Annotated in this window: 13 protein-coding genes; 10 read left to right on the forward strand and 3 right to left on the reverse strand. The window is 67.7% G+C overall.

The annotated features are described in order from the left end of the window. Positions 1–189 precede the first annotated feature (189 nt). The 10 genes from DBV35_RS01365 to DBV35_RS01410 all read left to right on the forward strand — a co-directional run bounded on the left by DBV35_RS01365 (position 190) and on the right by DBV35_RS01410 (position 8,351). Entirely contained in the window at positions 190–1,035 is an 846-nt protein-coding gene (locus DBV35_RS01365) for a transporter substrate-binding domain-containing protein (protein WP_170134859.1), read from the forward strand. A gap of 79 nt (positions 1,036–1,114) precedes the next feature. Continuing rightward, positions 1,115–1,840 (forward strand): amino acid ABC transporter ATP-binding protein, encoded by a 726-nt coding sequence (locus DBV35_RS01370; RefSeq protein ID WP_108660491.1) that lies wholly within the window; start codon positions 1,115–1,117, stop codon positions 1,838–1,840. Next, complete coding sequence (locus DBV35_RS01375) at positions 1,840–2,541, forward strand: amino acid ABC transporter permease (RefSeq protein ID WP_245943804.1); 702 nt, start codon at positions 1,840–1,842, stop codon at positions 2,539–2,541. Before DBV35_RS01370 ends, DBV35_RS01375 begins: the two co-directional genes overlap by 1 nt. A 9-nt stretch (positions 2,542–2,550) precedes the next feature. Continuing rightward, positions 2,551–3,216, forward strand: coding sequence for an amino acid ABC transporter permease (locus DBV35_RS01380; protein ID WP_108658464.1), 666 nt, complete (start codon positions 2,551–2,553; stop codon positions 3,214–3,216). A 10-nt stretch (positions 3,217–3,226) separates the two neighbouring features. Further along, positions 3,227–4,150 (forward strand): N-carbamoyl-D-amino-acid hydrolase, encoded by a 924-nt coding sequence (locus tag DBV35_RS01385; RefSeq protein WP_108658465.1) that lies wholly within the window; start codon positions 3,227–3,229, stop codon positions 4,148–4,150. Then, a complete protein-coding gene (locus tag DBV35_RS01390; protein WP_108658466.1) occupies positions 4,150–4,791 on the forward strand; it encodes a flavin reductase family protein in 642 nt (213 codons plus the stop codon). Before DBV35_RS01385 ends, DBV35_RS01390 begins: the two co-directional genes overlap by 1 nt. Then, a complete protein-coding gene (locus tag DBV35_RS01395) occupies positions 4,788–5,738 on the forward strand; it encodes a dihydrodipicolinate synthase family protein (protein WP_108658467.1) in 951 nt (316 codons plus the stop codon). Before DBV35_RS01390 ends, DBV35_RS01395 begins: the two co-directional genes overlap by 4 nt. Next, on the forward strand, positions 5,735–7,192 hold the full coding sequence (hydA, locus tag DBV35_RS01400; protein WP_108658468.1) for a dihydropyrimidinase: 1,458 nt from the start codon (positions 5,735–5,737) through the stop codon (positions 7,190–7,192). Before DBV35_RS01395 ends, hydA begins: the two co-directional genes overlap by 4 nt. Positions 7,193–7,386: 194 nt before the next feature. Beyond that, entirely contained in the window at positions 7,387–7,866 is a 480-nt protein-coding gene (locus DBV35_RS01405) for a carboxymuconolactone decarboxylase family protein (RefSeq protein ID WP_108658469.1), read from the forward strand. Next, positions 7,866–8,351, forward strand: a complete 486-nt coding sequence (locus DBV35_RS01410; protein WP_108658470.1) for an RrF2 family transcriptional regulator — start codon at positions 7,866–7,868, stop codon at positions 8,349–8,351. The genes DBV35_RS01405 and DBV35_RS01410 overlap by 1 nt, the downstream gene beginning before the upstream one ends. 136 nt (positions 8,352–8,487) lie before the next feature. Here DBV35_RS01410 and recA read toward each other — a convergent pair whose 3' ends face one another. The 3 genes from recA to dksA form a co-directional block, all read right to left on the reverse strand. After that, positions 8,488–9,591, reverse strand: a complete 1,104-nt coding sequence (gene recA / locus DBV35_RS01415; RefSeq protein WP_108658471.1) for a recombinase RecA — start codon at positions 9,589–9,591, stop codon at positions 8,488–8,490. A 107-nt stretch (positions 9,592–9,698) separates the two neighbouring features. Further along, positions 9,699–11,702: an ATP-binding protein gene (locus tag DBV35_RS01420; protein ID WP_205648419.1), complete on the reverse strand. Its 2,004-nt coding sequence runs from the start codon at positions 11,700–11,702 to the stop codon at positions 9,699–9,701. Between the two features lie 78 nt (positions 11,703–11,780). Continuing rightward, positions 11,781–12,197 carry an RNA polymerase-binding protein DksA gene (gene dksA / locus DBV35_RS01425; protein WP_108658472.1) on the reverse strand — a complete coding sequence of 139 codons (417 nt, stop codon included), beginning with the start codon at positions 12,195–12,197 and terminating at the stop codon, positions 11,781–11,783. Positions 12,198–12,653 lie beyond the last annotated feature (456 nt).

A 12,653-nucleotide genomic window follows, 5' to 3' on the forward strand; every position in this document is an offset into this window, starting at 1 on the left:
ATTGTTCTCCTTGCAGCGACAGAACGCGCGATATGGGGAATTCGTTCCCAAATGCGAGACCCTGCGACGCGCGGCGCCACGGCACGGACCGCCCCGAGATCGACATCCGACGCAGATGTATGAGAACGTATGGATTGGCACGCCATTCGCTAAGACCACCGACAGAGAGTGGTCCGGAGGAGAAGCACCATGAAAACGATCCGCCCTGTCGCGTTCGCGATGTGCGCGCTGGCCGCACTGGCGACCGCCGGCCCGGCCTTTGCGCAGGACACCTACAAGGTCGCGCTGGACGGGACGTTCGCCCCGCACGCAATGCCCAAGCTCGGCGGCGGGATCGAGGGCTTCAACGTCGACCTCGCCAACGAAATCGGCAAGCGGCTCGGCGTCACGATGGACATCACCGCCGCCCAATTCTCCGGCCTGCTGCCCGGTCTCCAGGCAGGGACCTACGATTTCATCGTCGCGCCGACGACGATCACGCCCGAGCGGGCCGAGAACCTCCTCTTCAGCGAGGGCTATCTCGACACCGACTACCAGTTCGTCGTGAAGGCGGGGACGGAGGAGATCACCGATCTCCACCAGCTGAAGGGCAAGACCGTCGCCGTGAACAAAGGCTCGGCCTATGATGCCTGGGCGCGCGGCCTCGCCGACGAGATCGGCTGGACGGTCGAGAGCTACGGCACCAACACCGACGCGATCCAGGCGGTCCTCTCCGGCCGCGCCGACGCCAACGTCGCCGGCAACACCGTGTCGGCCTGGGCGGTGAAGAAGAACCCGGCGCTCGCGCTCTCCTACCTCCACTCGACCGGCCTCGTCTGGGGCATGCCGTTCCGCAAGGACGACGTCGAGACGCGCAACAAGGTCGAGGCGGTGATCGAGTGCATGAAGGCCGACGGCACGATTGCGGCGATGTCGGAGAAGTGGTTCGGCGTCACCCCGCCGGAAGGCTCCACGCCGACGACGCCGATGAAGGGCTACGGCCAGCCCGGCTTCCCCGGCTATGACGAGACCGAGCACGAGCTGAACTGCGGCTAAGGACGACGTGAGCGAGACCGACACCGCGTCCGCGCCGGCCGCCGGCGCGGGCAGGGCGCCCGCCAGGGGCACCCCGCCGATCCTGCAGCTCATCGCGCTGCACAAGCATTATGGCCCGCTCGAGGTGCTGAAGGGCATCGATCTCGCCGTCACCCCCGGCGAGATGGTGTTCCTGATCGGCCCTTCGGGGTCGGGCAAGAGCACGCTCCTGCGCTGCTGCAATCGCCTGGAGGAGCCGACCTCCGGCGCCGTCATCGTCGAGGGGCAGGACATCACGGCGCCCGGCGTCGACCTCAACAAGGCGCGCCGGCGGATCGGGATGGTCTTCCAGTCCTTCAACCTCTACCCGCACAAGACCGCGCTCGGGAACGTGACGCTCGCGCTGCGCAAGGTGTCGGGCCTCTCGCGCCGCGACGCGCGGGAGAAGGCGGCGGCCGCGCTCGCCGATGTCGGCCTCGCCGACAAGGCGGACGTTTACCCGGCCGCGCTCTCGGGCGGCCAGCAGCAGCGCGTCGCGATCGCCCGCGCGCTGGCGCTGGAGCCGAAGGTGATGCTCTTCGACGAGCCGACCTCCGCGCTCGATCCCGAACTCGTCGGCGACGTGCTCGACGTGATGCGCAAGGTGCGCGAGGCGGGGATGACGATGCTCGTCGTCAGCCACGAGATGCGCTTCGCCGCCGAGGCCGCCGACCGCGTGATCTTCATGGACGGCGGGGTGATCGTCGAAGAGGGGCCGCCCGAGGCCGTGTTCGGCGCCCCGCGCGAGGCGCGCACGCAGGCCTTCCTCGCGCGGGTGACGCACTGATGGACGAGGCCGCGCCGATGTCGGCGGGCGCGCGCTTCGTCGAGACCTTCTTCAACTGGACGGTCATCGAGCGCTATCTGCCGGCGATCCTGAAGGGCATGGTCGTCACGCTGGAGCTCGCGGTTCTCGTCGTGGCGAGCGGCATCCTTCTCGGCCTCGTCCTCGCGTGCCTGCGCGCCTACCGGGTGCTGCCGCTGAACCTCCTCATCGTGGGGTTCGCCGACATCTTCCGCGCGCTGCCGCCGCTCGTCCTCATCCTCATCGCCTATTTCGGGCTCCCCAATGTGGGGATCTCGCTCTCGGCCTTCGTGGTGATCTGGCTTATCCTGTCTCTGGCGCTCGCCGCGTTCGCGGAGGAGATTTTCTGGGCGGGGATCCTGTCGATTGGGAAGGGCCAGTGGCAGGCGGCGCGCTCCACCGGCCTCACCTACACGCAGACCCTCGTCTATGTGGTCCTGCCGCAGGCGGTGCGCCTCACCGTCCCGCCGCTCACCAACCGCGCGATCGCCATCACCAAGTCGACCGCGCTCGGCATGGTGATCGGCCTCTCCGACATTCTCGGCGCGGCGACCACGGCGCAGAGCTTCTCCGGCAGCGCGACCCCGCTGATGATGGCGGCGATCGCCTACGTGATCCTCTTCCTGCCCTTCGTCATCTTCGCGCGGTGGCTGGAGAGCCGCTTCAAGTGGCGCCACGCATAGGCCGATGTGATGGACGCCTTCCTGCAGCAATTCTTCAATTTCGAGATCATGGGCCAGGCCTGGCCGATGCTCCTCACGGGGCTGAAGATGACGGGGCTCATCTGCCTCATCGTCATCCCGCTCGGCCTCCTCGCGGGGATCGGGACGGCGCTGCTGTCGCTTGCCGAGCGGCGGTGGATCCGCTGGCCGGCCGTCGCCTTCGTCGACATCTTCCGCGCCCTGCCGCCGCTCGTCCTCCTGATCTTCGTCTATGCCGGGCTCCCCTTCGCCGGGATCCGCCCCTCGCCCTTCCAGGCGGTCGCGATCGCCTTCCTCCTCAACAACGCCGCGTACTATGGCGAAATCTACCGCGCCGGCATCCTGTCGATCGGGAAGGGGCAGTTCGAGGCGGCCCGCTCGACCGGCCTCACCGCGACGCAGGCGATGATCCACGTGGTCTTGCCGCAGGCGGTGAGAAATGTTCTGCCGGATCTCATTTCCAACACGGTGGAAGTGGTAAAGCTGACCTCCATCGCGAGCGTGGTGTCGCTGGCCGAGCTCCTCTACCAGGCCGACATGGCGCGATCCGTCACCTACAATGCCTCGCCGATCGTGGCGGCGGCGGGCATCTATCTCGTTCTCCTGTGGCCCCTGGTGCGCCTCGTCAGCCGCCTGGAGCGCCGCATCGCCGCCTGAGGATAAGACTATGAGACCGGTGCACATCGGGGCCGCGCAGCTCGGCCCGATCCAGAAGGCGGAGACGCGCGAGGAGGTCGTCGCGCGCATGATCGCGCTCTTCGACCAGGCCGCCGAGAAGGGTTGCGACCTCGTCGTCTTCCCCGAGCTGGCGCTCACCACCTTCTTCCCGCGCTGGTACATGACCGACCAGGCCGAGGTGGACACCTGGTTCGAGACGGAGATGCCGAACGCGGCCGTGCAGCCGCTCTTCGACCGTGCGCGCGAAGCGAACATCGCGATCTCCTTCGGCTTCGCGGAGCTGACGCCGGACGGGCACCACTTCAACACCTCGATCCTCACCGACCGCACCGGCGAGATCGTCGGCAAGTACCGGAAGGTCCACCTGCCGGGGCATGACGAATTCGATCCCGAGCGTGCCTTCCAGCACCTCGAGAAGCGCTATTTCGAGCCCGGCGATCTCGGCTTTCAGGTCTGGAACGCGCTCGGCGGCGTCGTCGGCATGTGCATCTGCAACGACCGGCGCTGGCCCGAGACCTATCGCGTGATGGGGCTGAAGGGCGTCGAGCTCGTCCTCCTCGGCTACAACACCCCCTCGGTGAACAGCCAGCGCAGCGACGAGGGGCCGGCCGACCGCCTCTTCCATCACCGCCTCGTGCTGCAGGCGGGCGCCTACCAGAACGCCACCTTCGTCGTCGCCGTCGCGAAGGCGGGCGTGGAGGACGGGCATCCGCTCATCGGCGGCAGCGTCATCGTGGATCCGAACGGCCACGTCATCGCCGAAAGCCAGACCGAGGACGACGAGCTGATCACCGCCGTCTGCGATCTCGACGACACCGTGTTCGGCAAGTCGACCATCTTCGACTTCGCCCGCCACCGCCGGATCGAGCACTACGGGGTCATCACGACGCAGACCGGCGTCGTGCGCGACTGATGGCCGTCTTCGACTGCGATGCGCTGACGCCGCAGGAACGCTACAAGATGCTGTGCGCCGCGGTGATCCCGCGGCCGGTCGCATGGATCACCACGGTCGACGGGGAGGGGCGCGTCAACGCCGCGCCCTACAGCTTCTTCAACGTGTTCGGGCAGACGCCGCCGCTCGTCATCATCGGCATCGACCTGCGTGAGGACGGGACGAAGAAGGACACCGTCGTCAACGCGCGCAGCGCCGGCGCGTTCACCGTCAACCTCGCCGACAGCGCGCTCGCGCCGCAGATGGTCGCGACCGCCGCCGCCTTCCCGCCCGGCATGAGCGAACCGGAGGCGATCGGCCTCGCCCTCGCGCCCGGCACGCGCATCGACGTGCCGCGCGTCGCCGATGCGCCGATCGCGCTCGAATGCGCGCTCTACGATATCATGGAGGTCGGCCCGTCCCGCTCGCTCCTGATGGGGGACGTGAAGGCGATCGTCGCGCGGGACGGGCTTTTCGACCCACAGACCAAGCGCCTCACGGTGCCGCATTGGGACCCGGTGGCCCGCCTCTACGCGACGTCCTATGCTCGCCTCGGCGAGGCCTACGAATTGCCGATCCCGGACTGGACCACCCTCGCCGATCGTGCGGAGACGACCAAATGAGCCATCGCCTGACCGAGGACGCGAAGGGCGTCTTCATCATCTCGGCGACCCCGTTCGCCGATGACGGGGCGCTCGACGAAGCGAGCCTCGACAGCCTGACCGATTTCTATCTCGGCCACGGCGTCACCGGCATCACCATCCTCGGCATGATGGGCGAGGCGCCGAAGCTGACCGCCGCCGAATCGGTGAGCGTGCTGAGCCGTGTGCTGAAGCGCGTCGACGGCCGCGTCCCGGTGATCGTCGGCGTCTCGAACGCCGGGCTCGACAATCTCCTCACCCTCGCCAGGACCTCGATGGACCACGGCGCGGCGGGCGTGATGATCGCGCCGAATGCCGGGCACAAGACCGAGACCGGGGTCATCGCGGCGTTCAAGACGATCTCCGACCGCCTGCCGGACGTGCCGCTGGTCTTCCAGGACTTCCCGCTCTCCACGCAGATGCCGATCTCCGCCGACGCCTTCACGCGCCTCGTGGAGGAGGTGCCCTCGGTGGTGATGCTGAAGCACGAGGATTGGCCGGGCCTCCAGAAGCTCACCGCCGTGCGCGAGACGGCCGCCAAGCGCGGGGCGCGGCGCGTGTCGATCCTCACCGGCAATGGCGGGCTCTACCTGCCGCAGGAGCTCGCGCGCGGCGCGGACGGCGCGATGACGGGATTTGCCTATCCGGAAATGCTGGTGGAGGTGGTGCGCCGCCATCAGGCCGGCGACGCGGACGGGGCGGAGGACCTCTTCGACGCCTATCTGCCGATCGTGCGGCACGAGCAGCAGCCGGGCTTCGGCCTCGCCGTGCGCAAGGAGATCCTGCGCCGGCGCGGGGCGATCCGCTCGGCGACGGCGCGCGCCCCCGGTCCCAAGCTCGACGCCGCCGGGCACGAGGAACTGACCCGGCTCATGCAACGCATGGAGCGCGCCTTAGAGAGCGTCGCTCCCGCCATGGCAGCAGAATGAATTTCGATCTCGTCATCAAGGGCGGCACGGTCGCGACCGCCGCCGACACCTTCACCGCCGATATCGGCATTGAGCACGGCATCGTCACCGCGATCGCGCGGGGCCTGCCGGACGGGCGCGACACGATCGACGCGTCCGGCAAGCTCGTGCTGCCGGGCGGCATCGAGAGCCACTGCCATATCGAGCAGGAATCGGCGACCGGGGCGATGACCTCGGACGACTACCTGTCGGGCAGCATCTCCGCCCTCTTCGGCGGGAACACGTCGTTCATCCCGTTCGCCGCGCAGCATCGCGGCCAGTCCGTCCACGACGTGCTCGCCCTCTATCGCGAGCGCGCCTCGAAGTCGGTCATCGACTACTCGTTCCACCTCATCATCACCGATCCGACCGAGACGGTGCTGAAGGAGGAGCTGCCGCAGGCCTTCCGCGACGGCGTGACGAGCTTCAAGGTCTTCATGACCTACGACAAGATGATCGTGTCGGACGAGATGATGCTCGACATCCTCGTGACCGCACGCGAGCACGGCGCGCTGACGATGACGCACGCCGAGAACAACGCGATGATCAAGTGGATGGTGCGCCGCCTCGTTGAGCGCGGCTACACCGAGGCCAAGTTTCACGCGGTGAGCCATCCGGCGGCGGCCGAGGCGGAGGCGATCAATCGCGGCATCCGCCTCGCGAACTTCGTCGGCGCGCCGCTCCTCATCGTCCACGTGTCGACGGACGAGGGGGCGCGCCTCGTCCAGGCGGCGCGCACCGACGGGCACCCGATCTTCGGCGAGACGTGTCCGCAATATCTCTTCCTCACCAAGGAGGAGCTCGACCGGCCGGGCGCGGAGGGGGCGAAATTCTGCTGCTCGCCGCCGCTGCGGGACGCGCAGACGCAGTCGGACCTTTGGCGTCACCTCCACGCCGGCAGCCTCCAGCTCTGGTCCTCCGACCACGCCCCTTACCGTTTCGACGCGTCGGGCAAGCTGTCGGCCGGCCCGAACCCGCCCTTCAACCGCGTCGCGAACGGGATGCCGGGGATCGAGCTGCGCGCCCCGCTCCTTTTCTCCGAGGGCGTGCGCAAGGGGCGTCTGTCGCTGAACCAGTTCGTGGCGCTGACTTCCACCAACGCGGCGAAGATCTTCGGCCTCCATCCCCGCAAGGGGACCATCGCGGTCGGCGGCGACGCGGACATCGCGATCTGGAACCCGGACGAGCGGCGCGTCGTCACCCAGTCGGGGATGCACGACGCGATGGACTACACCCCGTTCGAGGGGATGGAGCTGACCGGCTGGCCGGAGACGATGATCACCCGTGGCCGCGTCGCGATGTCGGACGGCACGCTGCGCGCGACACGCGGCGACGGCGCGTTCATGGCCCGTGCCCCGTTCGACTGGACGGGCTACAAGGCGCAGCTCCCGCCGGAACTGACGCCCGAGACGAATTTCGGCGCGGAGCTACTCTAGGAACCGCGGCGCGCGCCGGGCGGCCTCGCCCGGTCGCCCCCGGCATCGAGAACGCCTCCCGAGCGGAGGCTCAGCGCGGCAGACCCTGCCGCGCTTTTTTTGTGCCCAACGCCGTGTGGCAACTATTGACGAGTCATAATGCGGATACCAAATATCCTTAAGGATAAAAAATATCCGTATTAGGAGCGGATCACATGACGCAACGCCTCGACTACACCGCGATCTCCGGGGATCTCACGAAACGTCTCTTCGGCGTCGCCCAGGCGCTGAACCAGAGCAGCATCGAAGCCTCGCTGCGCCATCTCGTGGATATTCGGGCCTCGCAGCTCAACGGCTGCGCCTTCTGCGTGGACATGCACGTCAAGGAGGCGATGATCGACGGCGAGCGTCCGCTGCGCCTTCACCATGTCGCGGTTTGGCGCGAATCGCCGCTCTTCACCGAGCGGGAGCGCGCGGCCTTCGCCTGGACCGAGGCGCTGACCGCGCATGTCGGAGAGGGGGTCTCCGACGCCCTTTATGAGGAGGCGCGCCAGGTGTTCTCGGAGAAGGAGATCACGGACCTCACCTTCGCGGTGTCCGCGATCAACGCGTGGAACCGGCTGAGCGTCGCCTTCCGCACCGTTCCCGGCTCGCGGGACGAGGCGTTCGGGCTGACGCGGGCGGGCCTTGCCTGATGCAGCTGCGCAATCAGGTGGAGTGGGCGCTTCACTGCGGCGCGATCCTCGCGGGGCTTCCCGCGGGGCGCTACCTCTCCACCAAGGCGCTCGCCGAGCTGCACGGGGTGCCGAAGGAATATCTGTCGAAGGCGCTCCAGGGGCTCGCCCATGCGGGCCTCGTGGAGAGCACGCTCGGCCCCTCTGGCGGCTACCGGCTCGCGAAGCCCGCGGCCGAGATCAGCTTTCTCGACATCGTCGAGGCGATAGAGGGCAAGGGCCCGACCTTCGTGTGCACCGAGATCCGGAAGAACAACCCGTGCCGGCCGGCAGACACTTGCGAGACGGCGCCGTGTCCGGTCGCGCGCGCGATGTGGCGGGCCGACAAGGCCTGGCGCCGTGAGCTCGCCGCGGTCTCGCTCGCCGACATCGCGACGGCGGTGTCGGAGGAGGTGCCGGCGGAAATTCTGGAGAAAACGCGCGACTGGATCGCGGACCGGCGCTGAAGCACGGGCCTCTCGATCCGAGGCAGATCGGGAAGGCGAAGCGCTCGCCCACATATCTTGCGCTTCGCTCCTCGCTCAGATTGATCCAACCTGAGCGAAGAGTGCGCTGGGCGCGTCCGCGATCGTCGCGGTCGGCTTATTCGGCGGCGGGGAGCTCGCCGTCCTCGTCCGGATATTCGGCGTCGCCGTCGGGCTCGGCCGTGCCGGTGATGCGCTCGGCGATCAGGCCGGCATTCTGGCGGATGGCCGCTTCGATCGCCTGGGCGATCTCCGGATTGTCGCGCAGGAACTGCTTGGAGTTCTCGCGGCCCTGGCCGAGGCGCTGGCTGTCATAGGAGAACCACGCGCCCGACTTCTCGACGATGCCGGCCTTCACGCCGAGATCGAGAAGCTCGCCGGTCTTCGAGACACCCTCGCCGTACATGATGTCGAACTCGACCTCACGGAACGGCGGCGCCAGTTTGTTCTTCACAACCTTGACGCGCGTCTGGTTGCCGGTCACTTCGTCGCGATCCTTGATCGAGCCGATGCGGCGGATGTCGAGACGGACGGAGGAGTAGAATTTGAGGGCGTTGCCGCCGGTGGTCGTCTCCGGCGAGCCGAACATGACGCCGATCTTCATGCGGATCTGGTTGATGAAGATGACCATCGTGTGGGAGCGCGAGATCGACCCGGTGAGCTTGCGCAGCGCCTGGCTCATCAGGCGGGCCTGGAGGCCGGGGAGCTGGTCGCCCATCTCGCCCTCGAGTTCGGCGCGCGGGGTGAGCGCGGCGACCGAATCGACCACCAGCACGTCGACCGCGCCGGAGCGGACCAGCGTGTCGGTGATTTCCAGCGCCTGCTCGCCCGCGTCGGGCTGCGAGATCAGCAGATCGTCGACCTGGACGCCGAGCTTGCGGGCGTAGATCGGGTCGAGCGCGTGCTCGGCGTCGATGAAGGCGCAGATGCCGCCCTTCTTCTGCGCCTCGGCGATCGTGTGGAGGGCGAGCGTGGTCTTGCCCGACGATTCCGGCCCGTAAATCTCGACGATGCGGCCCTTCGGCAGGCCGCCGATGCCGAGCGCGATGTCGAGCCCCAGGGAGCCGGTCGACACGGTCTCCACCTCGATCGAGGAGCCCGCGCCGAGCTTCATGATGGAGCCTTTGCCGAAGGAGCGCTCGATCTGGGAGATCGCCGCGGTCAGCGCCTTGCTCTTGTCCACCGAGCTGCCCTCAACCAGACGTAGGTCCGACTGCGCCATGCTATTTCCCTTACGCTTCATCGCGTTATGCCCATCCCGTTGAAGCCCACCATCGCACAAAACGTAGACGTTCGCAATCTGTTCGATAACTTAAAATTGCGTTAACGCTATCCGCGTCCCAATTCCCGCTTCACCGCCTCCGCCAACGCCTTGAGCGTGAACGGTTTTGGCAGGAATTGCGCGTCACCCAATTCATCCACAGACGCGCCGTCGGCGTAGCCCGACATGAAGATCACCTTCAGATCCGGCCGTTCCGCGCGGATCTGTCTTACCAGACTTGGACCGTCGAGCTCCGGCATGATCACGTCGGTCAACAACAAATCGATCGAATCGGGGTCGGCGTCGAAGATCTCGGCCGCCTCGACGCCCGAGCTTGCCGAGAGAACATTGTAGCCCTTGGCCGCGAGGGCGCGCGCCGCGAAGGTGCGAATCGCCTCCTCGTCCTCCACGAGGAGGAGCGTCGCGCTGCCGGTGAGGTCGGCATTCTGGCCGGGCGGGCGGGCGCCGGGGCGGGCCTCGTCGCCCGATGGCGCGGTGCGGGTCTCGGCCGCCGCCTCGGTGCGGGGGAGGTAGACCTCGAAGGTCGTGCCCTTGCCCTCCTCGCTGGTGACGGAGAGCGCGCCGCCGGTCTGCTTGACGATGCCGTAGACGGTGGAGAGGCCGAGCCCGGTGCCCTCGCCGGTCGCCTTGGTGGTGAAGAAGGGCTCGAAGATCTTGTCGAGGATCTCCTGCGGCATCCCCGTGCCGACATCCTCGATCTCGATCAGCACCGCGTCGCCGTCGAGGCCCTCGCCGGGGCGGTCCGCCTCGGGTGCGCCGTGCGGCACGTTGCGGGTGCGGATGGTGAGCTGGCCGCCGCCCTTCATCGCGTCGCGCGCGTTGACGGCGAGGTTGATCACCACCTGCTCGATCTGGCTGAGGTCGGCGAGCACCGGCCACAGATCGCGGCCATAGCTGATCTCGAGCTGGATGGTCTCGCCGAGGAGGCGGTCGAGCATCATCGAGAGATCGGCGACGACGTCGTTGAGGTTCAGCACCGTCGGGCGCAGCGTTTGGCGGCGCGAGAAGGCGAGGAGCTGCTTCACCAGGCCGGCGGCGCGCTGCGCGCTCTGCTTGATGTTCATGATGTCCCGGAAGGCCGGGTCGGACGGGCGGTGGCTCTGGAGGAGGAGGTCGGAGAAGCCGATGATCGCCGTCAGCACGTTGTTGAAATCGTGCGCGATGCCGCCGGCGAGCTGACCGATCGCCTGCATCTTCTGGCTCTGCGCGATCTGCGCCTCGAGCTCTGACTGCTCCGTCACGTCGGAGACGGAGATGATCACGCGGCCCTTCGCGCCCGGAAAGGGCTTGGCCGAGAGGCGCACGCGGCGTTCCGGATTGTCGCGCAGGGGCGCGTCGACGCGGCTCGCATTGCGCTGCTCGGCCTGCGCGACGAGGCGGGCGATGCTCGCCTCGTCGACGTTCAGCCCGTCGGCGAGGTTCGCGCCCGATCCCGCGAGCGAGCGGTAGGGGGCGTTGGAGGCGAGGATGCGGCCGGTCTGGTCGGCGATGGCGGCGGCGGTCGGGAAGATCTCGACGAGGCTCGCATCGACCGGCGTCGTCAGCGCCTCGGGCGGCGCGCCGTCCTCGAAGACGTGGACGAGGTGGCCTTCCTGGCGCGTCAGGCGGGCGAGGAGGGACGGGGGGATGAAGCCGTCGGCCCGGCCATCGGCGATGGCGCGGCGGCGCAGCGCGAAGAGGGCGAGGGCGGCGGCGTCCTCGTCGGCGAGGGCGTCCGGATGGGCGGGGCGGCCGCGCGCGGCCATCATCGCCTGGAAGGCACGGTTGGTGGCGACGAGCGTGCCGGAAAGTGTGGTGACGGCGACCGGCTTGTCGAGCTCCTCGAGCCGCGCGAAAGGCACGGCCGGGCGCACGACGCGCCACGCACTCACCCCGGCCGCGACGAGCGCGAGGGCGGAGGCGGCGATGGTGATCGTGTCCGGCCCGGTGATCGCGACATTGCCCGCGGCGAGCGCCAGCCCGCCGAGCGCGACACCTGTCGGCCACCCGGTTTCAAGGCGTTTGGGCGGCACGCCCTCGCGTGGCGCCCCCGTTGCGATCAGATCGACCATGGGCCGACTATGCCCGATTCGCGGCGCCGTCGCGCCGGCCGGTGATCAGGTCCCGCGGCGCGAAGGCGCCGCAGGCCGTCAGTCGTCGCGATGGACGCGCTCGCGCCGCTCGTGACGTTCCTGCGCCTCGATCGACAGTGTCGCGATCGGGCGCGCATCGAGACGGCGCAGCCCGATGGGCTCCCCAGTCTCTTCGCAATAGCCGTAGGTGCCTTCGTCGAGCCGCGCCAGGGCGGAATCGATCTTGGCGATCAGCTTGCGCTGGCGATCACGGGCCCGCAATTCGATTGCATGGTCCGCTTCCGACGTTGCTCTGTCGGTCAAATCGGGATGATTTCGTTCCCGTTCGGCCAACTGTTCTAAGGTGAACTTCGCTTCGCGTAGGATCTCGGAACGCCAGTCAAGTAGTTTCTTGCGAAAATACTCTTGCTGCCGTTCGTTCATGAAGGGCTCGTCCTCTGACGGACGATAGGCCTCGTCGATCCCCTCTTCCATCACGGTACTCATCGGCGGCACGCTCCCCCGTCAGCGGTGCCGCTATACACCCTCCCTCAACGATTGCAACAGGAAGAGTGCAGCAATTACCGAACATTAAAGGACATTCCGTGGCTATGTGGTCGCGTGGGCGCAATTGCCGCGAGGCTCGCAATCGCTGGTTTTGGTGCCTTGCCACCTATGCGCGCTTCCCTTGGCCGTGCCCCCGCCAGGGGCTCCGCTGCGCCCGATCGGCCTCGGTTTGCAAATATTTATCCAAAAGCCGGCGTAGCTTTTCTCAAAAGATCATGGAACGTTCTTGCCTTCGTGCACCGCGAGACCGGCGCGTCGCGTCTCTGTGGACAGATGCCTGCGCGCAGGCGCCGCAGAAGCCTTGGCCGCGACACTTTACCCGGAGCGCCGAGGCGAGCATTCTTACTCTCCTGCCGACTTCCCGCCGGCCTCCAGCGCGTTCCG

The organism is Acuticoccus kandeliae (assembly GCF_003073115.1).

Excerpts from the sequence above, each read along its gene's own strand:
- DBV35_RS01395 (WP_108658467.1), top strand. The coding sequence starts at position 4,788 with ATGAGCCATCGCCTGACCGAGGACGCGAAGGGCGTCTTCATCATCTCG.
- DBV35_RS01420 (WP_205648419.1), bottom strand. The coding sequence starts at position 11,702 with ATGGTCGATCTGATCGCAACGGGGGCGCCACGCGAGGGCGTGCCGCCC.
- DBV35_RS01365 (WP_170134859.1), top strand. The coding sequence starts at position 190 with ATGAAAACGATCCGCCCTGTCGCGTTCGCGATGTGCGCGCTGGCCGCA.
- DBV35_RS01405 (WP_108658469.1), top strand. The coding sequence starts at position 7,387 with ATGACGCAACGCCTCGACTACACCGCGATCTCCGGGGATCTCACGAAA.
- DBV35_RS01375 (WP_245943804.1), top strand. The coding sequence starts at position 1,840 with ATGGACGAGGCCGCGCCGATGTCGGCGGGCGCGCGCTTCGTCGAGACC.
- recA (WP_108658471.1), bottom strand. The coding sequence starts at position 9,591 with ATGGCGCAGTCGGACCTACGTCTGGTTGAGGGCAGCTCGGTGGACAAG.
- DBV35_RS01380 (WP_108658464.1), top strand. The coding sequence starts at position 2,551 with ATGGACGCCTTCCTGCAGCAATTCTTCAATTTCGAGATCATGGGCCAG.
- DBV35_RS01390 (WP_108658466.1), top strand. The coding sequence starts at position 4,150 with ATGGCCGTCTTCGACTGCGATGCGCTGACGCCGCAGGAACGCTACAAG.
- hydA (WP_108658468.1), top strand. The coding sequence starts at position 5,735 with ATGAATTTCGATCTCGTCATCAAGGGCGGCACGGTCGCGACCGCCGCC.
- dksA (WP_108658472.1), bottom strand. The coding sequence starts at position 12,197 with ATGGAAGAGGGGATCGACGAGGCCTATCGTCCGTCAGAGGACGAGCCC.
- DBV35_RS01410 (WP_108658470.1), top strand. The coding sequence starts at position 7,866 with ATGCAGCTGCGCAATCAGGTGGAGTGGGCGCTTCACTGCGGCGCGATC.
- DBV35_RS01385 (WP_108658465.1), top strand. The coding sequence starts at position 3,227 with ATGAGACCGGTGCACATCGGGGCCGCGCAGCTCGGCCCGATCCAGAAG.